The following is a 22,946-nucleotide window of genomic DNA, read 5'->3' as shown; positions in this document are numbered from 1 at the left end:
ATCAGTCGCCGGGGCCGGCGAGGGCGAGACTGGTCAGCAACCGTTCGAGGGTGATCGCCCCGCACAGGGTGCGAGCCCGGTCGACGACCGCGATGAGCGGACTGTGCTTGCGCGCCATCAGGATCGCGATCTCGAGCAGAGTGGCGTCCGGGGTCACGGTGGCCGGTCGTGGGGCGCCGTCGGCCAGGCAGTCGCCGACGGTGAGGCTGCCTGGTTCCTGCCAGAACAGGTCGGCGTGCACCTCGTCGATCGTGCGGACCAGGGTCGTGTCGTCCTGATACGACGCCGGGATCGCCAGGCGCAGCACCTGGGTGCCGGGCAGCACGGCCACCGGTCGGTCCTCGGCGTCGACCACGACCAGGCCGGGCAAACGGTTGACGACCATCACCCGCACCGCGCGGGCCACCGGGTCGGTGATGCGGACGGTCGGCAGGTTCATCGCGATATCGCGTGCGCGCATGACTCGGCTCCGGGGTGATTCGACGGTGCTCACGGCTCGGCCCGCTGTCCGGCGAGCCGATCGACCCGCTGCTCGAGCCTGGTCAACCGATCGGCGAGGGGACTGGTGTGCATCAGCTCGGCCACGTGGTCGGCTTCCTCGGGTTCGAGCGCGAGATCGACGCACGGCTCGTCACTGCCGGGGGCGTACACGAGCAGCCTGCGCCCGCCGGACGACTCGGTGAGCAGCGCGAAGTCGATGCCGCGACCGGTGCGGAAATGGTGCAGCACCCCGGTTCCGGGGATCGTCGTCCTGTCGGTATCCATCCCGGGCGGTCCTTCCCCTGACACGGTCGAGTACGTGCGGATTCGAGTCTGGTGCGCCCGCGGGCAGGCGACCATCGGCGCGGGCACCCATTTCCGGTCCCGATCCGGCGGTCGTGCGCAGGCACGGATGGGTGTCGCACCCGATGGACAGCGGCCGGGCGCGTCAGCATGCTGGAAGCTATGAAGCGTCTCGCGAGGGTGCGAGCAGGACGGGAGCAGCGCACGCCGGTGACGGCGCTGTTCTGGCGGATCTGCCTGCTCAACGGTGTGGTGTTCACGCTCGGCACGCTGATCCTCGCGCTCTCCCCCGCCACCGTGTCGGCCCGGCTGCGCTTGACCGAGGTGCCGGTGCTGGTGATCGGCCTCGCGGTGATCCTCACCGCCAACGCGCTGGCGTTGCGCACCAGCCTGGCGCCCCTCGACGAACTGGTCACGGCCATGCGCCGCGTCGACCCGCCACGACGCGCGGTGCGTTTCGACCGGCGCGCCAGTGGGGACTTCCACCGGCTGATCGAGACCTTCAACGCGATGCTCGACCGGCTCGAGGCCGAGCGATCGGCGGCCGGAGCCACGGCACTCGCCGCACAGGAAGGTGAACGTCAGCGGATCGCGCGCGAACTGCACGACGAGATCGGCCAGAGCCTGACCGTGGCGTTGTTGCGGCTGAAACGGGTCGTGGACCGCGCGCCGGAGGAATTGCGGGACGAGGTGACCGACGCGCAGGAAACGGTGCGCGGATGTCTCGACGAGGTGCGCGGTATCGCGTCACGATTGCGGCCCGACGTGCTCGACGACCTCGGGCTGCACAGTGCCGTCACCGCGCTGTGCCACGAATTCACCCGCAGCGCGGGCATTTCCGTGCACCGCGAGGTCGACCCGTCGATCAGCAGGCTCGACCCCGCGGTCGAACTCGTCTGCTACCGCATCGCCCAGGAAAGCCTGACCAACGTGCTGCGCCACTCGGGTGCCGACCAGGTGAGCCTGCGACTCGCCGGCCACGACGACTCGGTGGTGCTCCGCGTGCACGACAACGGGTGTGGTGGGGTGCTCACCGAGGGCGCCGGAATCCGGGGGATGCGCGAACGCGCCATGCTCGTCGACGCGACGCTCACCATCACCACATCCGAGGACACCGGCACCACCGTGGAACTGGTCGTCCCGGTTCACCGCGAGGCACACATCGGAGAACCGGTATGAGCGCCCCCACCCGGATCCTGCTCGCCGACGACCACGCCCTGGTACGCAGCGGACTACGGCTGATCCTCGACAACGAACCCGACCTCACCGTGGTCGCCGAGGCGGCCAACGGCTACGACGCGGTGACCGCCCTCGCCGGTGAAACCGTCGACCTGGTGATCCTCGATATCGCGATGCCGAGGATGACCGGCATCCAGGCGGCGCGCGAGATCACCCGCGCGCATCCGGGTGTCCGCATGCTGATGCTGTCGATGTACGACAACGAGCAGTACTTCTTCGAGTCGCTCAAGGCGGGCGCCTCCGGGTACGTGCTCAAATCGGTCGCCGATCGCGACCTCATCGAGGCCTGCCGGGCGACGATGCGTGGCGAGTCGTTCCTGTACCCGGGTGCGGTCACCGCCCTGGTCCGCGACTATCTGCACCTGGCCCGCCAGGGCGGACGGCTGCCCGAGACCATTCTGACCGCCCGCGAAGAGGAGGTGCTCAAGCTGATCGCGGAAGGGTATTCGGCGCGGGAGGTGGCGGCCGAACTGGTCATCAGTGTGAAGACCGTCGACCGCCACCGCGCCAATATCCTGCAGAAACTCGGCCTGCGTGACCGGCTCGACCTGACCCGCTACGCGATCCGCTCAGGTCTGATCGAGCCGTGAGTCATTCCGCGTTCGGGTCGATGCGCACCTTCGACTTGCGCCCGACGGTCGCCCGGACCACCGGTTCGACCACGCGCGCCGCGATCGGTCCCATCACGGCCATCAGCAGCACGTACGTGGTGGCCAGGGCGGCGAAGCTGTCGGGTACCGCGCCCGCGGCGACGGCGAGGCCCGCGATGACGATGGAGAACTCACCGCGCGCGACCAGGGCAGCGCCCGCGCGAGCCCGGCCCAGTTGGGAGGCGCCCGCGCGCTTGGCCGCCCACCAACCGGTGTACAGCTTCGTCACGGTGGTGACCACGACCAGCAGGACCGCCCAGCCGAGGACCGGTGGGATGGTCGCCGGGTCGGTGCTCAAGCCGAACAGGACGAAGAACATGGCGGCGAACAGGTCGCGCAGGGGTTCGAGGATCTTGGTCGCCTCGTGCGCGGTCGCCCCCGAGATCGCGATGCCGAGCAGGAACGCGCCGACCGCGGCCGACACCTGCACCGCCGAGGCGACACCGGCCACCAGCAGCGCCGAACCGAGCAGTTTGAGCAGGAAGATCTCGCGGTCCTCGCTGGCCACGATCGCCGACACGTACCGGCCGTACTTCAGCGCGACGATGAGCACCAGCGTCACCGCGACCAGCGCGATACCGACGGTGGTGAGCCCGGCCAGGAAGCCGACACCCGCCAGTACGGCGGTGAGCACCGGCAGGTAGATCGCCATCGCCAGGTCCTCGAACACCAGGATCGACAGCACCACCGGCGTCTCGCGGTTACCGAGCCTGCCCAGATCGTTGAGCACCTTGGCGACGATGCCCGAGGAGGAGATGTAGGTGACGCCCGCCATCGCGATGGCACCGGTCGGTCCGAGCCCGAGCCACAGCGCGACGATCACGCCCGGCGTGGCATTGAGGACCAGGTCGAGCAGACCGGCGATCCACGACTTGCGCATGCCGGTGACCAGTTCACCCGCGGTGTACTCCAGACCGAGCAGCAACAGCAGCAGCACCACACCGATCTCACTGGCGATGTGGATGAACTCCTCCACCTCGTGTAGCTCGATCAGGCCGCCGGTGCCGAAGAGCAGGCCCCCGAGCAGATAGAGCGGAATGGGTGACAGGCCGATGCGGCCCGCGATGCGCCCGAGCACACCCAATCCGAAGAACACAGCCCCCAGCTGGATCAGCGCCAGCGTTGTTCCACTGATCTGCACGGGCTCAGCCGTCGGACAGGATCGAAGCGGCAGCGTCGAGCCCGGCGGTCGTACCGACGATGACGACCATGTCGCCCCCGAGGAAACCGAACTCCGGTCCGGGCGAGGGGTGGACCTGACCGGCGCGCAGCACCGCGACGATGGAGGCCAGTGTCCGGGTCCGCATCTCCGTCTCGCCGAGGCGGCGGCCCGCGTAGGGCGAATCGGGCAGCACCGGCAGCGACCGGGTGCTCACACCGTCGAGATCGCGGTGTTCCTCCTGCAGTTGCGCGACGAGTCGCGGGGCACCGAGCAGGCTGGCGAGCGTGCGCGCTTCGCCGTCGGAGAGCGGGACCTGCACGGTGGTGTCGGGGTCGTCGATCTTGGTGAAGATCAGATCGGTGCCACCGTCGCGGTGGTCGACGACGCCGATGCGCCGAGCCACCTTGGTCAGCGAGAACTCTTTCCTGACACCGATTCCGGGCAGGGATGTGACTTCAACATTCATGGGATCACCTAACCTCAGCTAGGCGATACCTTACCTTCTCTTTACTATCGTCACGGCTCGTCAGCCCGCGTCGAGCAATTTTCCGGCAGCCTCGAGGCCCTTGCCGGTGCCGACGACCACCACCAGGTCCCCGGCGACGAAGACGAAATCGGTTCCCGGCGAAGGGGTCACCTCCCCCGCGCGGACCACCGCGACCACCGAGGCCTTGGTGCGGGTGCGCATGGCGGTGTCGCGCAGCGGGCGCCCGTCGAACGGGCTGCCGCGATCGATGGCGAACTGCCTGGTCGACAGATCGTCGACACCGAGCGAGTCGGCCTTCTTCTGCACCACCTGCGGCGCACCGAGCAACCCCGCCAGGACACCGATCTCGGTGCCGGACAACGGGATCGAGGTCTTGGTCTCGGCGTCACCGGCCCGGGACACGACCAGATCGACAGTGCCGTCACGGTGTTCGATCACGCCGATCCGGCGGCGGGCCTCCGCCAGCGGAAAGTCCTTGCACACGCCGATTCCCGGTAACGGCGTCACATCGATGTTCACGCCCACACAGTACGACGACCGCGCCCGTCGGTGCGGCCACCCCCGCGCGGTGGCCGCACCGATGCCCATCCGCCGTCGATCGTGACGCACCGCACGCCGCCGTTTCCGCCGGATCGATGGCAGTCACGACCGGGGCGCGGGCACCCGGTGGCGCACCGGTGCGGCGACCACGATCGGGGCAACGGCTTGCGTATTCGGGCGAAGTTGTGTGTTGTTGATCGGTGACCAACACACCCGGAGACGCTTATCCACTCACGGACACGATGACCACCACGACGGCGGTACACGACGGCGTCACGGTCCTGACGGTGACCGGTGAGGTCGACCTGGCGACCGCACCCGCCCTCGACGCCGCCATCGAGGCCATCCTCGCCGACAAGCCCGCGACCCTGGTGATCGACCTGACCGCGGTCGGGTTCCTCGCCTCGGCGGGCATGGCCACGCTGGTCGCCGCGCATCAACGCGCGGGCGACGACACCGCCATCGCGGTGGTCGCCGACGGGCCGGCAACCAGCCGTCAGCTGAAGATGACCAGCCTCGACCAGGTGTTCGCCATGCACACCACCCTCGCCGACGCCCTGGCGTCGCTGCGGTCGTGACCGCGTAGTCCACCGACGCCGACGCGCCGCATCCCGGAGTCATCCGTGATGCGGCGCGTCGCGTTGTGATGGGTCAGCAGAGGCCGCGCAGCTGCTCGATCAGCTTGATCCGGCCCGCCGCGTTCTCGGCGATCGGGGTGACGTTGAGCGTGGTGACACCGGCCTCGGCGAACGCGGCGACGCGGTCCTTGACGAAACCCTCGGGCCCGATCAGCGACACATCGCGCACCAGGTCGTCGGGCACCGCGGCCGCGGCGGCCTGCTTGTCGCCGGCCAGGTACAGCTCCTGGATGCGGTCGGCGGCCTCGCCGTAGCCGTACTTGGTGGCCAGGGTGTGGTAGAAGTTCTTGCCCTTGGCGCCCATGCCGCCGATGTAGAGCGCCAGGTGCGGCTTCACGAACTCCAGCAGCGGCGTGACGTTCTCGCCGATCGCCAGCGCGGGACCGGCGTACACCTCGAGGTCGCCCAGCGACGGATCGCGCTTGGCCTTGCCCGCGGCCAGCGCGTCACCCCAGACATCGTTCGCCTTCTCCGGCAGGAAGAAGATCGGCTGCCAGCCCTCGGCGAGTTCGGCGGCCAGCTCCACGTTCTTGGGGCCGAGTGCGGCCAGCAGCACCGGAATGTTCTCGCGCACCGGGTGATTGATGAGCTTGAGCTCTTTGCCCAGGCCGGTGCCCCGGTCGGCGGGCAGCGGGATCTGGTAGTACTTGCCCTGGTAGTTGAGCTTCTCGCGGCGCCACACCTTGCGGCAGATCTCGATCAGCTCGCGGGTGCGCCCGATCGGGGCGTCGTAGGGCACACCGTGGAAGCCCTCGATCACCTGCGGGCCGGACGCGCCGATGCCGAGGATGAACCGGCCGTCGGAGACGAAGTCCAGGCCCGCCGCCGTCATCGCGGTGAGGCTGGGGGTACGGGTGTAGAGCTGCAGGATGCCCGAGGCCAGCTGCACCCGCTCGGTGCGCGCGGCCAGGAAGCCCAGCGCGCTCACCGCGTCGAACGAGTACGCCTCCGGCACGAAGACGACGTCGAGGCCTGCCCGTTCCAGGTCGGCGACCTCGGCCGCCACCTCCTTGAAACCGCCCGAGTAGTTGATGCTCAATCCGATCCGCATGACACCCAACATAGACCCGGCCCACCCGGGCACCCCGACCGGTCGGTCCGTGCCTACATTCGCTGGTCGGGCAGGGTGCGCGGTAGCGTTGAGAGTGAAGCACTCCCCGTCGAAAGGCCACTACGTCGTGTCGCAGCCCACCGTGTCACCGCAGCAGACCGCACCCTCCTTCGGTGACGTGACCCTGGAGCACTATCTGTCGGAGCTGGCCGCCAAGGTGCCCGCCCCCGGCGGCGGCGCGGTGGCCGCACTGCACGTCGCCCAGGCCGCGGCACTGGTCGCGATGGTCGCGCGCTACACCACCCGGGCCAAGGACGCCGAGAACCGGCCGGTGATCGACCGGATCATCGAGGCCGCCGACGCCGCCCGCGCCCGCTCGCTGGCGCTGGCCGATGCCGACGCGGCCGCGTTCACCGCCGTCGGCGCCGCCTACAAGCTGCCCAAGGACACCGACGACCAGGTCGCCGAGCGCACCGCCGCGATCAACGCCGCCCTCGTCGAGGCCGCCCGGGTGCCCGCCGCCGTGGTCGACGAGGCCGACGAAATCCTTTCTCTCGCAGGGGAACTACTGCCGATCGGCAACCCGAACGTGGTCACCGACATCGGTGCCGCCGCCGACGCCGCCCGCGCCGCCGCGCAGAGTTCGCAGCTCAATATCGAGATCAATGTGGCCTCGCTGCCCGCCGCACTCGGTGACGATTTCGCAGCGGCACTGGTGCGGGTGGAGACCATCGCCGCACGCGCCGACGCGCTGCACGCCCAGGTCCTGCACGTCGTGCGCGGCTGAGCACAAGCCGACACTCCGATCGACCCGTAGGCCGTTACCACTTCGAGAGGTCCAGTTGATCATGGACGCCTAGACTCGGGAGACGCCTACGAGTGACCGAAGGGGTGGCGTTTATGAGAAACGCACTTCGTTTTCTGTTCGTCGCGATCATGGCGGCACTACTGGCCGCGTCCTGGTCGGGAGCCGCGTCCGCGGATCTGATCGGGGACCAGCGCACCCAGTACGGTGGCGGAACCTATGCCGAAGCGGACCTGTCGAACCACACGTTCACGGTGACCGCCAACGGCGAGACACGCGTGATGCCCGCGTCCATGGGCAAACCCGGTTTCGAGACGCCCACCGGCACCTTCAGTGTGCTGGAGAAGGACCGGGCGGTGGTGTTCGATTCACGCACCATCGGTATCCCGCTCGACGACCCGGAGGGCTACATCATCGACGGTGAGTACGCCGTGCGCCTGACCTGGGGTGGCGTGATGGTGCACTCGGCGCCGTGGTCGGTGGACTCGCAGGGTAACGCCAACGTGAGCCACGGCTGCATCAATCTCTCGCCCGAGAACGCCGCCTGGTACTACGAGAACGTCGGCATCGGCGACCAGGTCTATATCCACTGGTGACGCGCTCATCGCCCGCGCATTCGGCGAACACGGCGTCAGGGCAGTATCGTGCCCGTAATGAAATCGTTGCGGGACATTCCCTGACGGCGGATGCCTGATGAAGGTGGGGCGATGGATCGACCGGAAGCGCGCAGACCGATCGGGGCTCGACAGCAGGACCCGGGATCGGCTGGTGTTCCGCTCCGAGGTGCCTTGCCACGGCGCCGCAGCCGCGAGGCAGGCACCTCGGGAACCGGTGCCCGGCACCGGATAGAGGGCGGGCCGACCACGCCCGCGGGTATTCCGGTCGTCTCGCTGTCGGCTCCGGCACCCGTGCGCGACGCCTTCGCCACCGATAGGCTCCCGATCGTGGGTGGGCCGATGGATCCCGGTGCGGGCCAAGTCGATACGCCGTTCATCTTGCCGAACAACGGGCCCGATACCGACAAGCTGCCCATCGTCGGCGCCGACTTCCCCGCGCCCGAACCGGCTGACGCGCAGGGCGAATGGGAGTCGTCCACCTCGGCACGATCGGCATCGACGTGGCCCGCGTCGTCGTGGTTCGACTCGGCTCGACCGGAAACCGCTCGGCCGGAAGCAACCCGGCCGGAATCAACGTGGTCTGAATCGGCGGCGCCCGTGCCGGCCCGGCAGGAAGCGGCGGCGACACCGACCGAATCGCCCGCTGCCCCAGCTGGTGCTGGTGACGGCTGGTCGGATCGGTATACGGCGGAGTGGGAGCCGCGTCCGGCACCCGACTACAACGGTGACGACGAGGTTTTCGCGCGGATGATCGACCGGTCCAAGCGGCGGCGCACACCTCGGTGGGTGGCTCCGCTCGCCGCGTCGGTGGCCGGGGCGGTCCTGATCGGCGTCGGATACTTCCAATTCGGTGGTCCCGCACCGGCTTCCACGTCGGCGAGCACCACGCTGTCCACCGTCGCCGCCCCCGCGCCCGGCGTCGGCAACTGCCCGTCCGAACAGGTAGGCAGCCTCGTGCGTGGCAACGGTCCCGGCGGAACCGACAGCGGAGTCTCGGCCATCATGGCCTTCCAGCACGCCTACTACGTGGCACGGTCCGGCGATCAGGCGCGCACGCTGGTGGCCGGTGACGCCGCGCTGCCCACGGGCGCGCAGATCCAGTCGGGCATCGACACCATTCCGGTCGGTACCACCCACTGCCTCGACATCACGCCGGGCGCGTTCGCCGGACAGTACTTCGTGACGATCACCGAGTACCGGCCCGACGAGGTGCCGATCGTCTACAACCCGCAGCTGGTCGGCACGACCAAGGTGGGCGCCAAAACGCTGATCACCTCGATCGGGCCGGTCCGCTGACTCCGGAAAATGTTCAGGCCCTTGCCTTCTCGGCAGCGACCACCACGTGCCGCATGAGCAGCGCGGTGGTCACCGGGCCGACGCCACCGGGCACGGGGCTCAGGGCGGCGGCCTTGCCGTCGACTGAGGCGGCGTCGACGTCACCGACGATGCCACCGTCGGCGGCCTCGTTGGTGCCCACGTCGATCACCACGGCGCCCTCACGGATGTGCTTGCCGGTGACCAGACCGATCCGTCCCGCGGCCGCGACCACGATGTCGGCGGCCGTGGTGACGGCGGCCAGGTCGGTGGTGCGCGAGTGCGCGACCGTGACGGTGGCGTTCTCGGCGAGCAGCAGCTGCGCCAGCGGCTTGCCGACGATATTGGAGCGGCCGACCACGGTGACGAGCTTGCCCTGCAACGCGATCGAGTGATGCTTCAGCAGCTCCACGACCGCCTCGGAGGTGGCGGGGACGAACCCGTCGAGGCCGGAGGCGAGCAGGCCGAGTGACAGCGGGCTCACACCGTCGACGTCCTTGCTCGCGGCGATCGCGGAGCTCACGTCGTCGAGGCTGACGCCCGCGGGCAGCGGGGTCTGCAGCATGATCGCGTCGGTGGCCGGGTCGGCGCTGCGGGCATCGAGTTCCGCGCGGATCTGCTCGGCGGTCGCGTCGGCGCCCAGATCGATCTTCTCGCAGGCGATGCCGAGCCGTTCGGCGGCCTTGCGCAGGGAGTTCACGTACCAGGCACTGGCCGGGTCGTCGTTGGCGACGACCAGCGCCAACGTGGGCGCGGTGCCCGCGTCGGTGAGCGCGGCGGCGCGCTGTTTCGAGTCGGCGTTGATGGCGGCGGCGAGTTCCTTGCCGGTCAGCGAAGCGGTATCCACGGTTGCTCAGCCTATCGGCCACCGGGTGCACCCCGAAGCGCCGGGCCGCGACGCGCCTGCCGACGGCGGGTTACCCGGACCGGACCGTCACGGGTCGTAGGGTGTCCGGCAGCTCTGCCATCAGCTCTGCCCGCATGTACGCCACCCGGAAGGTCGCGACTGTCGTGAAGATCTCGAGGCAATGGAAACAGCTCGCCGCGGCGTTCGCCGCGGTCGCGGCGGTCACGAGTGCCACGGTCGGCCCCGCCGCCGCCGAAGCGGACGTGACCGCCCTCTACAACTCGGCGCAGCGGCATTTCACCGACGGCGATCTCGATGCCGGGCGCGCCGATCTGCGCGCCCTCATCAGCGCCGACCCCGGTGATGCCGAAGCTCTTGCCCTGCATGCCATCTGGTCGCATCACGCCGGTGACGCGGCGGCGGTGAACGAGGCGATGCAGCGGTTGGGCAGTCTCGATCCGGCGATGGCGGCGGGGACGCAGCGGGTGCTGCACGCGGTGACCGCCGCGGTGTCGACGCTGCCCAATCCGCTCCCCTCCCTCATCGGACCACAGACCGGCATCGTGGTACTCGGGTACGGTCTGCTGCCCGACGGTGCGCTGCGCCCGGAACTGGAGAACCGGCTCACGGCCGCCTGGTTGCAGGCCGTCGCGGCGCCGTTCTCGCCGGTCGTCGTCACCGGCGGCAACCCGCAGAACGGGATCTCCGAGGCCGAGGCGATGCGGCGGTGGTTGATCGGGCGCGGGTTGCCCGCCGATCGGATCCATGTCGAGGACCGGGCCGGGTCGACGGTGCAGAACGCGCTGTTCAGCACGAAGCTGCTGCGCGATCTCGGCGCGAACAGTGCGGTGGTGGTGACCTCTCCCAACCATATCCGGCGTGCCGTTGCGGATTTCATTGTCGCGGGGACGAATGTGGTGGGGGCTATGACGTCGTTGGAGCAGTTGGTCTCGCAGCTGCCGCCGCCTGATCGTGGTGCTCAGCGGGGGATCTATCTCGACGCGACGCGGACGTTCGAGCTCGACAGTTCGCGCTGACAGGCTGATTTGGGCGTACGGAACCACCTCGGGGTTTTGTGGTAGGTGGCGGACTCGAGCAGTGCCGTGTGACCGGGAATGCTGACATGGCGGATTGGGGGGATTCGCAGCTGGTTGTTGGGGCGGGCACAATCGGCGGATGGGTATTGCCGGGTCTGCCGATGTGGTTGCTGCTTTGCGGCGGGCGGGATGTGTGTTCGCCGAGGACGAGGGCGCGTTGCTGATCGAGGCGGCGGGTGCGGATTCAGCGCGGCTCGATGAGCTTGTGGCGCAGCGGGTTTCGGGGGTGCCGCTCGAATATCTGTTGGGGTGGGTGGAGTTTCGTGGGGTGCGGGTCGGGGTGCGGGCGGGGGTGTTCGTGCCGCGTCAGCGGACGGCGTTTCTGGTCGAGCAGGCGCTACGGGATGTAACGGCGGAGTCGGTTCGTATCGTCGATTTGTGTTGTGGCTGTGGGGCACTCGGGCTCACGGCCGCCACGGAACTGACCGGGCGCGGATGTTCGGTCGAGTTGGTCGCCGCGGATATCGATCCGGCGGCGGTGGCGTGTGCGCGCGAGAATCTGGCTGCGCTGGACGCACCCGTCTACGAGGGTGACCTCTTCGACGCGCTCCCCACCGAATTGCGCGGACACGTCGACGTACTCCTCGCGAACACCCCGTACGTGCCGAGCGCCCACATCGCCGATCTGCCGCCCGAAGCGCGCGAGCACGAACCACTCGTCGCCCTGGACGGTGGCGACGACGGCCTCGCCGTATTCCGCCGGGTCGCCGAGGGAGCGGCGGAGTGGCTGGCGCCCGGCGGCTCCGTCTACGTGGAAACCGGGACGGGGCAGGTGGATTCGGCGCTGACCGTGCTACGCGAGCACGGACTGGCACCCCGGGTCGAGCATTCCGAGGAGTACTACGCCACCGTGGTGATCGGCACCCGTCGGGACTGAGCAGACACAACGATGCCCCCGCCGGCCATCAGGCCGACGAGGGCATCGCGACGGCTACTTACGCCCGGTGAACTGATCCATCGAGTGGTACACACCGACCGCGTTGAGGTACAGGTCGCGGATCTTGATCGGCAGCAGGCCGGTGAGCGCGCGATTCATCCGCGAGGTCCACGGCAGCACCACCAGCGCGCCGCCGTTCTTCATCTCCCGCCACGAGGTGTCGACGACGTCGTTCTGCTCGAGCATGGGGGTGAACAGGATGCCCTTGGCGCCGTCGAACATGCCGGTGTTGATGTAGGTGGGACAGACCGTGGTCACCTTCACGTGGTCGTGGCCGGCCTGCTCGAGCTCGAGCCGCACCGAATCCGACCAGCCGAGCGCCGCCCACTTCGACGCCGCGTACACCGCCATGCGCGGGTTGGCGACCAGACCGGCCGAGGACGCGATGTTGAGGATGCGCGCCTGACCGGCACCGGCCACCATGCCGGGCAGGAACTCGAGGGTGACGTACATCGGGGCCAGCGAGTTGATCGCCATGGTCTTGTCGATGTCGGCGCGGTTCTCGGTTTCCCAGAAGTAGGTGTTGCCGCGCACGATCCCGGCATTGTTGACCAGGATGTCGATGCCGCCGATCTCCTTGCGCACCGCCTCGGCGTTCTCGCGGATGGAGTCCTGCGACGACACGTCGACCACGTACTGATGCACCTTGCCGCCCTGAGCGGACAGCTGTGCGGCGGTCTCGCGCAAGGCGATCTCGTTGATGTCCCACAGCACCACCGCGTCGGCGCCCTCACGCACCGCGTGCTCGGCGAACAGCTTGCCGAGACCCATGGCGGCGCCGGTGACCAGCACCCGCTTGCCCGCGACCGATTCCATCTTCATCTGCTACCTACCCCTGCTCGTTCGTGCGCGCTACTTCTGGCGCAGCGTCTTCATGGCACCGAGAACCAGCGTCATCGTCTTGGCCCACAGCTGCTCGGACATACCGGGCAGCGGCCCGATCGGCAGCACACGCTGCACCGCGACGGTCTGGGTGTCGACGTACTTCAGCAGGCCCTCGGGGCCGTGACGACGGCCCTGACCCGAGATCCCGAGACCACCCGAGGGTGCGTCGATGCTGCCCCACGCGGCGGCGAAGCCGTCGTTGACGTTCACCGATCCGGCGTTGATCCGTGCCGCGACCTCGCGTGCCCGGTCCACGTCGCGGCTCCACACGCTGGCGTTGAGGCCGTAGGCGGTGTCGTTGGCCGCCTCGATGGCGTCTTCGTCGGAGTTCACCTTGTAGACCGAGACGACCGGGCCGAAGGTCTCCTCGCGGTAGACCGTCATGCCGGGAGCCACGTCCACCAGCACGGTCGGCTCGTAGAAGTAGGGGCCGAGGTCGGGGCGGGGACGGCCACCGGCGAGCACCTTGGCGCCCTTGGCGACCGCGTCGTCCACGTGGGCGGTGACGGTGTCGAGCTGGCGCTGGAAGGTCAGCGAACCCATGTCGCGGCTGTAGTCGAGTTCACCGCCGAGCGACATGTTCTTGACGTTGCCGACGAATTCGGCGACGAACTGGTCGTAGACCGAGGCGTCGACGTAGATGCGTTCCATCGATTCACACAGCTGGCCGGCCGAGGAGAAGCACGCGCGCACAGCCACTTTCGCGGCCTTGGACACGTCGGCGTCGGCGAGCACGAGCAGCGGGTTCTTGCCGCCGAGCTCGAGCGAGTAGCCGATCAGGCGTTCACCCGCCTGCTGGGCGATGGTGCGGCCGGTGGCGCTGGACCCGGTGTAGTCGACGTAGTCGGCGCGGGCGATCACGTCGCCGCCGATCTCGCGGCCGCGACCGAGCACCGCCTGCCACAGCCCACGGGGCAGGCCCGCGCGCTCGGCGGCGTCGATGGCCCACAGGGCCGACAGCGCGGTCTGGTTGTCGGGGCGCGCGATCACCGCGTTGCCGGCGATCAGGGCGGGCAGGGCGTCGGAGGCCGACAAGGCGAGGGGGTAGTTCCACGGCGAGATCACCGCGACGACGCCCTTGGGGCGGTTGTGCACATCGACGGCGGTGAGCACCGGGAGCACACCGCGCGGCTTGCGGTCGGCCAGCAGTTTGGGGGCGACGGCGGCGTAGTAGCGAGAGTTCAGCGCGACATCGGCGACCTCGTCGAAGGCGTGCGGGCGCGACTTGCCTGTCTCGGTCTGCACGATGTCGAGCACCGTCTCCTGCTCGGCGAGCACGATGTCGTGGAAGCGGCGGACGATCTCGACGCGCTGCTTGACCGGCACCTTGGCCCAGTCGCGCTGCGCGTGCCGGGCGACGGCGAACGCACGGTCGATATCGGCGATCGAGGACTGGGGCAGGTCACCGATCTTGTGGCCGGTAGCGGGAGCGAAGACCTCGACCGACGGTGCGCCACCGGCGACGGCCCGGTCGAACAGAGGCTTGACCAGCGTTTTCGGCAGCGCGGTCGGTTCGGCGGTCAATTCAGGGGCGGTCGTCATTGTCGGCCCTTCTCCTCACCAGGTGGTCGCGCGGTGCAGGCGCGGATATTCGGCTATTTGCTGAACACTGGTGTTAGATTAATGCGTGGGCCCGGGTTCGTGTCAAGCTTTCGGCAGCGAGTTCGCCGACGGAGTGGAGGTGCGATGACCGAGGAGGCGACGTCGGTGCGTCGCGGTAGGCCACCGCAGACCCAGGAGCAGGCCGAGGAAGTGCGTGCCCGGATCGTCGAGGCGACCGCGGCGGTGTTCGCGCGCAACGGTTCGCGCGGGTTGAGCGTCGCTCAGATCATCGAGCAGGCGGGTCTGGCGCGGCCGACCTTCTACCGGTACTTCAGCAATGCCGCCGAGCCGCTGCGCGCGGTGCTCGACGCGAGCAACGACGGGCTGGTCGGTGGGATCAGCGCGGCGCTGGCCGGGACCGACGAGCCGGTGCAGTTGGGCATCCGGCTCATCGACGCCTATGTGGACTGGGCGCGCGGGCACGGTGCGATGCTGCGACCGTTGTTCGCCGAGTTGCACGATCCGGGTTCGCCGGTGTCGGCCTATCGCGAACGCGCGCTCGACGACATCCGGGATCTGGTGCGCAAGACGTTCGGCGAGCTCGGCCGTACGGTGCCCGCCCCGCTCGATCTGGACGCGGCGCTGCACGTGTGCGAGTACGTGGTCTACCGGCTCACGGCCGATGCCGAGCCGGGCAGCGATCCTGACCCGATCCTGGTGTCGGAGGCGAGGGTGACCATGATCCGCATCCTGCTGGTCACCCTCGGCACCCGCGACGACCTCGCCTACGCGATGGAACTGCCCGGCCTGTTCCCGGATTCCTGAGTACGCTGCGGGCGGCTCGCCGCGACGAGCGCGACCGACAGCAAAGCCGCACCGAGCCAGCCCATCGGCGACAGGCGTTCGGCGAGCACCAGCACCGCCAGCAGAGTGCCGGTGAGTGGCTCGAGCAGGGCGAGCAGTGCACCTGTTCCCGCGCCGACACCGGTGAGACCGCGGAAGTACAGCGTGTACGCGATCGCGGTGGGGAACAGTCCGAGCGCGAGAATCGTCACCACCGAGCCGGGGGCGAGTTCGACGGCTCGGGTGGTGAGAACGGCCGGGACGGCGAGCACAATCGCGCCGATGGTGAATCCGACTCCGGTGGCGGTCACCGGGTCCAGGCCCGGCACCTCGGCCGCCGAGACCAGTGTGAGCAGCGCGAATGCCGACGCCGCGGCGACGGCGAGCGCCGCACCGATCAGCACCCCGGAACCGCCCGCACCCGGAGTTCCGACGAGCAGGACGAGGCCGAGGAGTGCGAGGGCGATGCCTGCCGCGCGGCCTGTATCGAGGCGTTGCCGGCCGGTGAGGTATTCGAGCCCGGCGACGATCACCGGGGACATGCCGATGGTGAGCAGCGTCGCCAGGCTCACCGACGACAGCGCCACGGCACCGAAATAGCAGCCCTGGAAAATCGGTGCGAGCAGGGCGATCGCGGCGATGCGGCGCCAGGCTGGTCCACCGCGCGGTATCGCGCGCCGAGTGAGCACGCACAGCCCGAGCAGCAGCAGGCCGCCGACCGCCAGCCGCACAGTGGCGACCGCAACCGGCGACAGTCCCGTCCCGCGCTGGACCACAGTGCCGAGCAGTCCGCCGGTCCCCCACAGGACGCCCGCGAGAACGAGTTCGGTGATCCCTGCCCGGCGGGGTGCGATGGGCCGGGACGCTCGCCCGGCAAGAAGAGAAGACATGAAAGCTCCTGCGACAGAAGGAATGAGTGGTCGCGAGAAGCGAGGTGCGGACATGCGGAACCGCTGTGCCGTCGACCCGACGGCGGGGGCCTGCCGACCCGCGCGGCGGCGCGCGGGGGCACCTCGCTCAGGAGGTGGGCGGCGGGGTGCAGCGGAAACGCGGGTTCACCCGGCCGAGGGTACTCCACACACAATCTCCACATTTGGCGACGGAACCCTCCACACCCGGTCGCTAGGGTCGCAGCATGGAACTCAGTGGGGGTACGGCGCGGCGGGTCCTCGTCGTCGACGACGAGGTGACGATCGCCGAGTCGGTGGCGGCGCGTTTGCGCGCCGAGGGATTCACCGTGGATCTGGCGCACGACGGTCCGGCGGCCGTGGCCGCCGCGGCGGCGGGGGAACCGGATCTGGTGGTGCTCGATGTGATGCTGCCCGGCTTCGACGGACTCGAGGTGTGCCGACGGATCCAGGCCGAGCGTTCGGTTCCGGTGCTGATGCTCACCGCCCGCACCGACGAGACCGACCAGCTGATCGGGCTCGGCGTCGGCGCCGACGACTATCTGACCAAGCCGTTCTCCATGCGGGTGCTTGCCGCCCGGGTGCACGCGCTGCTGCGGCGGGTGGAGCGGGCCGCCGACCGCGGTGACAGCAGCATCGTCGTCGGTGATCTGCGGATCGACCTCGCCGAGCGCCGGGTGTGGCGGGGCGAGACCGAAGCACGGCTCACCCCGCTGGAATTCGATCTGCTCACCCGGTTGGCGCAGCGGCCGCGTGCGGTGCTGGCCAGGGAGCGGTTGCTGGAGGACATCTGGGACTGGTCGGACGCGGCGGGCACCCGGGCGGTGGATTCACACGTGAAAGCCTTGCGGCGCAAGCTCGGTGCCGACCTCATCCGCACCGTGCACGGTGTCGGCTACGCCCTGGACGCACGATGAGCGTGCCGACCGCGCTGGACCGGATCGCCGACCGGTTGCCCCGCCCGCTCGACCCGCTGCGCTCGATCAAGCTGAAACTCGCTGTGCTGATGGTGTGTTCGGGTGCGGTGGCGTTCGCCTACTTCTGGTTCCGGATCGGCTGGTTGCCGACATTCACCACCCTCACCGCCATGTTCATCGCGTTGGTCACCTCGCAGATCCTCGCGCACGGCATCACCCGGCCGCTGCGCGAGATGACGGCGGCGGCCCGGCGAATGGCGCAGGGCGACTACAGTTTCCGGGTGCGGGCGTCGTCGCGGGACGAGGTGGGCCAGCTGGCGACCGCGTTCAATCAGATGGCCGCCGATCTGGCCGCCGCCGATCGGCAGCGCCGCGATCTCATCGCGAATGTGTCGCACGAATTGCGCACACCGGTCACCGCGCTGCACGCCGTCCTGGAGAACATCGTCGACGGGGTGAGCGACCCCGACCCGGCCACCCTGCGCACCGCGCTGGCACAGACCGAACGGCTCGGGTTGCTCGTCGCCGAACTACTCGACCTGTCGAGCATCGAGGCAGGGGCCAGTCCCCTGGATCGCGAAACCCTTCCGCTGACAACACTTCTGACGGAGGCCATTGCCGAGGCCGAGGTGATGACGGCCGCGCTCGGTCGCGGGGTGCGGTTCACCACGACGGTCGAGCCGGCCGACGCGGTGGTCCTCGGCGATCGCGCCCGGCTGCACCAGGTGCTGTTCAACCTCCTCGACAACGCCGCCCGGCACGGGCCCGCCGGCGGTGAGGTACACGTGACGGCCCGCGCAGGTGTCGACACGGTGGTCCTCGAGATCCAGGACGACGGCCCCGGCATCCCGGAAGCCGACCGCGCCACCGTCTTCGACCGCTTCACCCGGGGCGGGCGCACCGACGGCGGCGGTACCGGGCTCGGCCTCGCCATCGCCCGCTGGGTCGTCGACCTACACGGCGGCACGATCGCGGTGGCCGACCCCGGCTCGAGCATCCGGGTAGTCCTGCCCACTTCCTGACACCCGCACATCACCCCCCGACCACTGGTCCCGGGGGTGGACGAGCACACCTATTTTCGAGGGGAAACATGACGAAATCGACCACGGAACCTTCCGGCGAGGACAACGAACTTTCGACTCCCACACCGAATCCGGCAGACGCTGCCGGGTCAGGTGCGGATCGCGGAGACTCTCCCGCGCCCGCCACACCCGAGGGCCGAGCCCAGCCCAGCCCAGAGGCCGGCCCCGTCACTATCGCCGTGCCAGACACCGCCCGATCCGAGGCGAAACCCGATGCCGCCCCACCCGGCGCGAAGGAGCAGAGCGGGCTCGGAGCGACGCACCATGGCGCCGATTCCGGCGATTCGACCGCGGATTCTGTTGTCCCCGCGATCATCGCACAGGCCGCCGCCACCACGGCGCTGCTCTCTCAGAAGGGCAATAAGCCGTCCGATACCGCGCAGTCCCGTGATTCGGACACTGCAACTGCCGATTTCGGCGCTGACACCACCGCCCAGGCGCGCGAACCTGTCCAGTCCGATTCGACCGCCGCACCCGATAGGGCCGCGCCCAACGGACCACCAGGCACCGTGGTCGAGCAGACGACATCCCCCGCAGGCCGGTCGGCATCGGGCAGTTCCACTCCCCCGTCCTGGACATCCGGCTGGCAGGCAGCCGCCGTGGAACCGATGTCACCCATTCGGCATACGGCAGCGCCACCACGTCCCCCGACCCCACCGCGCTGGCGCCGCGTCGCCCGCCCCTCCGGCGTCCTTCCGGCCGCAGCGCTCGTCGGCGTCATCGGCGCCACGGTGATCCCCACCGACCGCCCCGGCATCGGCTGGCTCCTCACCGGCACCGCCATCACCGCCACCCTCTGCGCCGTCGACCAGCGGGCGCGCAGAAGTTCGACGCAAACGCCGGAGCGAATTCCTGGTGCGTCCGAGGGCGATTCAGCGAGCCTTCGCGAGAGGCCGATGGCAGCCGCCGACACGACGGCGGCACCGAGTGTGCCCGGCACCCGAGTCGCCCACGATTCCCCGACCGAGCAGACGAAGGCCATCACGCCCTCGATGCCGGCCGCAGCGACGCCCGGCGCACGCTCGGATACCGCTACGAGCGCAGCCGCGAAATCAGATGCCGACACCAACACCGCCGCGAGCGCGAGCACCGAGACTCCTGCGGGTGCCGGTGCGAATGCGGGCACGAGCCCGGGTGACGGCGGCCCAATTGCGAGTGCGGAATTCGGTGCGAGTCCGCGCGAAAGTGTCAGTCCGAGCGTGAAGCCCACACCGGAACCGGCAGCCGCTACGAGTCGGGCAGCTGGTGGGAGTTCGGTTGTGGGGGTGGTGCAGCGGGTGGCGTTGCGGTGGGGGCGTGGTTGGTGGGTCGGGGTGGCGTTGGTTCTGTTGGGGGTCGGGGCTGTTCGGGCGGCGGGGTGGTTGTTCGCGTGGTGTGTGATCGGGGCCTGTGTGGCTGGGTCGTTCGCGGTGTTGGGGCGGCGGAGTACGCGGGGTGTGTGGTTCGACATGATCGCGGTGCCGGTCGAGTCGTTCGTCGCTGTGCCGTGGGCGTTTTCGGGGGTGCGGCAGGCCGGGACGAGCGAGTTGTCGCGGGTACGGCGGTACGGGGCTTCGGTGGCCGCGACGGCAGCGCTGCTCGTGGTGTTCGTGCCGCTGCTCGGTGGGGCCGACGCGACGTTCGCGACGCTGTTGAGCGGGCTGGTGCCCGAGGTGGACTCGGCCGCCGCCTGGGAGTGGCTGTTCATGTTCGCCGTGCTGGGGATGGGCGCGTTGGGTGCGCTGTATCTGCTGGCCGGACCACTGCCCGCCGCGGGCGATGCCGGACGGCCGAGCCGGCTGTGGACGCGCAGTGAGTGGGCGTTGCCGGTCGCGGTGCTTGCGGTGTTGTTCGGGGTGTTCCTCGGCGGCCAGTTCGTCGCCCTCTTCGGCGGCGACGATTACGTGCAGCGCACCGCGGGACTCACCTACGCCGAATACGCGCGCAGCGGGTTCTGGCAGCTGTCGGCGGTGAGCATCCTCGCCCTGGCCGTGATCGCCGCTGTCCTGCACTTCTCGGCCAAGGACACCGCCGCCGACCGACTGTGGGTGCGCGTACTGCTCGGTGTGGTGAGCCTGCTGACGCTGATCATCGTCGTCTCCGCGCTCGGCCGCATGTGGACCTATCAGCAGGCCTACGGGTTCACGGTGCTGCGTCTGCTGGTGTCGATGTGCGAGCTGTGGGTCGGGTTGCTGTACGTGCTGATGCTGGTCGCGATCGCGCGGTTGCGCTGGAGCTGGGTGCCGCGCGCGGCCGTCGGCACCGCCCTCGCCACGCTCCTCGCGCTCGCGGCGATCAACCCCGAATATCTTGTCGCCGAACGTAATATCGCCCGCTGGGAACAGAACGGGCGGCTCGACGCCGACTACCTGACGTCCCTGTCCCCCGATATCCTCCCGGCACTGGAGGGTCTGCCCGACCCCCTGCGCGCCCAGATCGAGCCGAGCATCCGCAGAGGCCTCGACGACGACCCCTGGTGGGCCTGGAACCTGTCCCGCAGCTCCGCCCGCTGACCTGGACACTCGATCACCACGCTCTGACGGCGGGTTTCGGCCCGAAATCCCGGCATCAGAGCGTGGTGATCTGGATCGGACGTCAGGTGGCGAGGGTGGTGCGGGTAAGACCGCTGGCGCGCAGGACGCGGCGGGCGATGGCGGCGCGGATAGCGTCCTCGGTACCGATGATGCGCACGTGGGTGCGAGCGCGGGTGATCGCGGTGTAGAGGAGTTCCCTGGTGAGGAGCGTGGATTCGGGTTCGGGCAGGACCACCGAGACGGTGCCGTACTGGCTGCCCTGGCTGCGGTGGATGGTCATCGCGAAAACCGTGACGACCGAGGGGAATTGGGTGGGATGCACGAGGTAGGGCTCGCTGCCGCGTTGCAGGGCGGCCCGCAGGGAACCGTCGGGTCGGCGGATGATGACACCGGTGTCGCCGTTGTAGATGCGCGCCTCGTGGTCGTTGGCGGTGACGAGCAGCGGTTGACCCGGATACCACACCGCTTGCGGCCCTTCGGGTCCCGCGCCACCGGCAGCCGCCCATTCGGCCGCCATCCGGTCCCACCGCTCCACACCGAACGGGCCCTGCCGATGCGCGCAGAGCAGACGATGTGATTCCAGCGCGCCGAGCGCACCGACCGCGTCACCGGCTTCCGCCGCCTCCGTGACAGCGAGCGCGGCGGTGGTCACATCGGCGCGCACCGCACGGATATCGTCAGGGCCACACAGTGATACGTCGTCGCCCCCGGCGCGCAGAATCGCCAACGCCGCATCGGCGTCGCCCGCTCGAACGGCGACAGCCAGATCCGCGATCCGCCCACCGAAGCGCCGCCCACGGGTCAGCCGGACGATGCCGCCCTGCAGACGCCGCATCTCCAGCGCACTGAGCGAATCGACATCCTGCCCAGCCGGATTCGCAGAAACGCTTCCCCCATCACCGGCAGGGGTTCTTGCCACCGCATCGGTCACAACGGCAGAGTCATCGGCGGAGGCGGTCTCCTCCCCCGCGCGAGCGGCAGCGGATGCTGACCCGGTGTCGGACGTGAGGAGTTCGCGCAGGGCCGGGTTCGGGACGCCGACGACCGGGCCCGCGACGAGGTCGGCCAGGACGGCACCCGCGTCGACGGAGGCGAGCTGGTCGGGGTCACCGACGAGGATGAGGCGGGTGTCGGGGCGCAGGGCCGAGAACAGGTGGCTCATCATCGTGAGCGAGACCATGGAGGTTTCGTCGACGACCACCACGTCGTAGGGCAGGCGGTTGTGGGCGTGGTGACGGAAACGGGTGGTGCGGCCGCGTTGCCAGCCGAGCAGGCGGTGCAGGGTGGACGCGGTGAGCTCGGGGAGGCCGAGTTCGGCGGCTTGGTCACGCACGGCTTCCTGCAGGCGGGCGGCCGCTTTCCCGGTGGGGGCGGCCAGGGCGATACGCAGGGCGGGCAGTTTGGGAGTGGCCCGGCGGTGTGCCGAGAGCAGGGCGAGGATACGGGCGATCGTGTGGGTCTTGCCGGTCCCGGGACCGCCGGCGACGACGGTGGTCCAGTGGGTGGCGGCCAGCGCGGCGGCGAGGCGTTGCCGATCGGGGCCTTCGCCGAGAGGGTCGGCGAACAGGCGGTCGAGTTCGGTACGCACGAGGGCGGTGTCGACGACGGGGTGGTCGGCGCTGCGTTCGACGAGTGCCCGGCGCAGCGTCTGTTCCTGCTGGTAGTAGCGGTCGAGGTAGAGCAGCGCCCCACCGTCGGCATCGGCCTCGACCACCCGCAGCGGACGCAACGGTCCGGCCTGACCACCCTGCACGAGCGGACTGGCCCGCAGCGCCGTGAGCACCCGGTCCGTCTCCGGCCACGGCAGCGTCGCGGGGTCGATTCCGGTCACGCCATCACGACTTTCGTCGGCGTCGACACCGATCTCACGCATCCGCGCCAGCTCGAGACACACCGATCCCGACCGCACCGCGCGCACGGCGAGCGCCGCCGCGAACAACACGTCCTCACTGTCCTCACGCCCGAGCCGCCCCAACCGCACAGCCACATGCACGTCGGCAGCCGACAGCACACCTGCCTCGTTGAAGACCCGCAGCAGCCCGGTCCCCCGCTGCGCCACCTGAATCGATGTCACCTTCTCGCCCTCCCA

General features: G+C 69.5%; 23 protein-coding genes and 1 pseudogene. 12 read left to right on the top strand and 12 right to left on the bottom strand.

The features are described 5' to 3' along the window. Position 1 precedes the first annotated feature (1 nt). Together ACSVDM_RS02605 and ACSVDM_RS02600 are read right to left on the bottom strand one after the other, a co-directional pair. Complete coding sequence (locus ACSVDM_RS02605; protein ID WP_067492004.1) at positions 2–460, bottom strand: CBS domain-containing protein; 459 nt, start codon at positions 458–460, stop codon at positions 2–4. 29 nt (positions 461–489) lie between these two features. Next, on the bottom strand, positions 490–765 hold the full coding sequence (locus ACSVDM_RS02600) for a hypothetical protein (RefSeq protein ID WP_439262434.1): 276 nt from the start codon (positions 763–765) through the stop codon (positions 490–492). Between the two features lie 180 nt (positions 766–945). Here ACSVDM_RS02600 and ACSVDM_RS02595 point away from each other — a divergent pair, with 180 nt between their 5' ends. Beyond that, positions 946–1,962 (top strand): histidine kinase, encoded by a 1,017-nt coding sequence (locus ACSVDM_RS02595; RefSeq protein ID WP_439262432.1) that lies wholly within the window; start codon positions 946–948, stop codon positions 1,960–1,962. After that, a complete protein-coding gene (locus ACSVDM_RS02590) occupies positions 1,959–2,612 on the top strand; it encodes a response regulator (RefSeq protein WP_067635841.1) in 654 nt (217 codons plus the stop codon). Before ACSVDM_RS02595 ends, ACSVDM_RS02590 begins: the two co-directional genes overlap by 4 nt. A gap of 1 nt (position 2,613) precedes the next feature. Here ACSVDM_RS02590 and ACSVDM_RS02585 read toward each other — a convergent pair whose 3' ends face one another. The 3 genes from ACSVDM_RS02585 to ACSVDM_RS02575 are packed head-to-tail and all read right to left on the bottom strand — an operon-like array spanning position 2,614 to position 4,840. Then, complete coding sequence (locus ACSVDM_RS02585) at positions 2,614–3,807, bottom strand: cation:proton antiporter (RefSeq protein WP_357394980.1); 1,194 nt, start codon at positions 3,805–3,807, stop codon at positions 2,614–2,616. A gap of 10 nt (positions 3,808–3,817) precedes the next feature. Next, on the bottom strand, positions 3,818–4,300 hold the full coding sequence (locus ACSVDM_RS02580) for a cation:proton antiporter regulatory subunit (RefSeq protein ID WP_067491996.1): 483 nt from the start codon (positions 4,298–4,300) through the stop codon (positions 3,818–3,820). A 60-nt stretch (positions 4,301–4,360) separates the two neighbouring features. Continuing rightward, a complete protein-coding gene (locus ACSVDM_RS02575) occupies positions 4,361–4,840 on the bottom strand; it encodes a cation:proton antiporter regulatory subunit (protein WP_067635861.1) in 480 nt (159 codons plus the stop codon). Between the two features lie 263 nt (positions 4,841–5,103). On the opposite strand from ACSVDM_RS02575, the gene ACSVDM_RS02570 reads away from it, so the two are divergent. After that, positions 5,104–5,439 (top strand): STAS domain-containing protein, encoded by a 336-nt coding sequence (locus ACSVDM_RS02570; RefSeq protein ID WP_067492179.1) that lies wholly within the window; start codon positions 5,104–5,106, stop codon positions 5,437–5,439. Positions 5,440–5,512: 73 nt separating this feature from the next. Here the strand turns inward: ACSVDM_RS02570 and ACSVDM_RS02565 are convergent, their stop codons facing one another. Further along, the gene (locus ACSVDM_RS02565; protein WP_439262429.1) at positions 5,513–6,550 is read right to left on the bottom strand and encodes an LLM class F420-dependent oxidoreductase; all 1,038 of its coding nucleotides are present in this window, start codon (positions 6,548–6,550) and stop codon (positions 5,513–5,515) included. 127 nt (positions 6,551–6,677) lie between these two features. On the opposite strand from ACSVDM_RS02565, the gene ACSVDM_RS02560 reads away from it, so the two are divergent. From ACSVDM_RS02560 to ACSVDM_RS02550, 3 genes and pseudogenes are all read left to right on the top strand, one after another. Beyond that, positions 6,678–7,337 (top strand): cyclodeaminase/cyclohydrolase family protein, encoded by a 660-nt coding sequence (locus ACSVDM_RS02560; RefSeq protein ID WP_181699139.1) that lies wholly within the window; start codon positions 6,678–6,680, stop codon positions 7,335–7,337. A gap of 203 nt (positions 7,338–7,540) precedes the next feature. Continuing rightward, positions 7,541–7,951: pseudogene (locus tag ACSVDM_RS02555) on the top strand (L,D-transpeptidase); the annotation flags it as partial. 111 nt (positions 7,952–8,062) lie between these two features. Further along, positions 8,063–9,268 (top strand): hypothetical protein, encoded by a 1,206-nt coding sequence (locus tag ACSVDM_RS02550; protein ID WP_439262426.1) that lies wholly within the window; start codon positions 8,063–8,065, stop codon positions 9,266–9,268. Between the two features lie 13 nt (positions 9,269–9,281). Here the strand turns inward: ACSVDM_RS02550 and ACSVDM_RS02545 are convergent, their stop codons facing one another. Continuing rightward, the gene (locus ACSVDM_RS02545) at positions 9,282–10,133 is read right to left on the bottom strand and encodes a bifunctional 5,10-methylenetetrahydrofolate dehydrogenase/5,10-methenyltetrahydrofolate cyclohydrolase (protein WP_356981868.1); all 852 of its coding nucleotides are present in this window, start codon (positions 10,131–10,133) and stop codon (positions 9,282–9,284) included. Positions 10,134–10,297: 164 nt separating this feature from the next. Between ACSVDM_RS02545 and ACSVDM_RS02540 the strand changes: the two genes are divergently transcribed. Then, positions 10,298–11,170: a YdcF family protein gene (locus ACSVDM_RS02540; protein WP_439262424.1), complete on the top strand. Its 873-nt coding sequence runs from the start codon at positions 10,298–10,300 to the stop codon at positions 11,168–11,170. A 139-nt stretch (positions 11,171–11,309) separates the two neighbouring features. Then, the gene (locus ACSVDM_RS02535) at positions 11,310–12,107 is read left to right on the top strand and encodes a putative protein N(5)-glutamine methyltransferase (RefSeq protein WP_439262422.1); all 798 of its coding nucleotides are present in this window, start codon (positions 11,310–11,312) and stop codon (positions 12,105–12,107) included. A 54-nt stretch (positions 12,108–12,161) separates the two neighbouring features. Here ACSVDM_RS02535 and ACSVDM_RS02530 read toward each other — a convergent pair whose 3' ends face one another. After that, the gene (locus ACSVDM_RS02530; protein WP_067491971.1) at positions 12,162–12,989 is read right to left on the bottom strand and encodes an SDR family NAD(P)-dependent oxidoreductase; all 828 of its coding nucleotides are present in this window, start codon (positions 12,987–12,989) and stop codon (positions 12,162–12,164) included. A 30-nt stretch (positions 12,990–13,019) separates the two neighbouring features. Next, positions 13,020–14,594: a succinic semialdehyde dehydrogenase gene (locus ACSVDM_RS02525; RefSeq protein ID WP_225280795.1), complete on the bottom strand. Its 1,575-nt coding sequence runs from the start codon at positions 14,592–14,594 to the stop codon at positions 13,020–13,022. 144 nt (positions 14,595–14,738) lie between these two features. On the opposite strand from ACSVDM_RS02525, the gene ACSVDM_RS02520 reads away from it, so the two are divergent. After that, entirely contained in the window at positions 14,739–15,419 is a 681-nt protein-coding gene (locus tag ACSVDM_RS02520) for a TetR/AcrR family transcriptional regulator (protein WP_067491967.1), read from the top strand. Here ACSVDM_RS02520 and ACSVDM_RS02515 read toward each other — a convergent pair. Next, positions 15,380–16,327 carry a DMT family transporter gene (locus ACSVDM_RS02515; protein WP_439262419.1) on the bottom strand — a complete coding sequence of 316 codons (948 nt, stop codon included), beginning with the start codon at positions 16,325–16,327 and terminating at the stop codon, positions 15,380–15,382. The two genes, ACSVDM_RS02520 and ACSVDM_RS02515, sit on opposite strands and share 40 nt — an antisense overlap. A 245-nt stretch (positions 16,328–16,572) precedes the next feature. Between ACSVDM_RS02515 and ACSVDM_RS02510 the strand changes: the two genes are divergently transcribed. Together ACSVDM_RS02510 and ACSVDM_RS02505 are read left to right on the top strand one after the other, a co-directional pair. Further along, complete coding sequence (locus ACSVDM_RS02510) at positions 16,573–17,262, top strand: response regulator transcription factor (protein WP_067635873.1); 690 nt, start codon at positions 16,573–16,575, stop codon at positions 17,260–17,262. Positions 17,263–17,276: 14 nt separating this feature from the next. Further along, entirely contained in the window at positions 17,277–18,284 is a 1,008-nt protein-coding gene (locus ACSVDM_RS02505; protein WP_439262677.1) for a HAMP domain-containing sensor histidine kinase, read from the top strand. A gap of 409 nt (positions 18,285–18,693) precedes the next feature. On the opposite strand, the gene ACSVDM_RS02500 is transcribed toward ACSVDM_RS02505, so the two are convergent. Beyond that, a complete protein-coding gene (locus ACSVDM_RS02500) occupies positions 18,694–19,434 on the bottom strand; it encodes a hypothetical protein (protein WP_439262692.1) in 741 nt (246 codons plus the stop codon). On the opposite strand from ACSVDM_RS02500, the gene ACSVDM_RS02495 reads away from it, so the two are divergent. Beyond that, positions 19,337–20,836 carry a DUF4153 domain-containing protein gene (locus ACSVDM_RS02495; protein ID WP_439262675.1) on the top strand — a complete coding sequence of 500 codons (1,500 nt, stop codon included), beginning with the start codon at positions 19,337–19,339 and terminating at the stop codon, positions 20,834–20,836. The two genes, ACSVDM_RS02500 and ACSVDM_RS02495, sit on opposite strands and share 98 nt — an antisense overlap. Before the next feature lie 82 nt (positions 20,837–20,918). On the opposite strand, the gene recD is transcribed toward ACSVDM_RS02495, so the two are convergent. Then, positions 20,919–22,931 carry an exodeoxyribonuclease V subunit alpha gene (gene recD / locus ACSVDM_RS02490; protein ID WP_439262417.1) on the bottom strand — a complete coding sequence of 671 codons (2,013 nt, stop codon included), beginning with the start codon at positions 22,929–22,931 and terminating at the stop codon, positions 20,919–20,921. Positions 22,932–22,946: the final 15 nt, after the last annotated feature.

This window comes from Nocardia sp. JW2 (assembly GCF_051843015.1).
Lineage (GTDB): Bacteria > Actinomycetota > Actinomycetes > Mycobacteriales > Mycobacteriaceae > Nocardia > Nocardia coubleae.
Note: the sequence above shows the minus strand (reverse complement) of the source record. Positions and strands in the feature narration are given on the sequence as shown.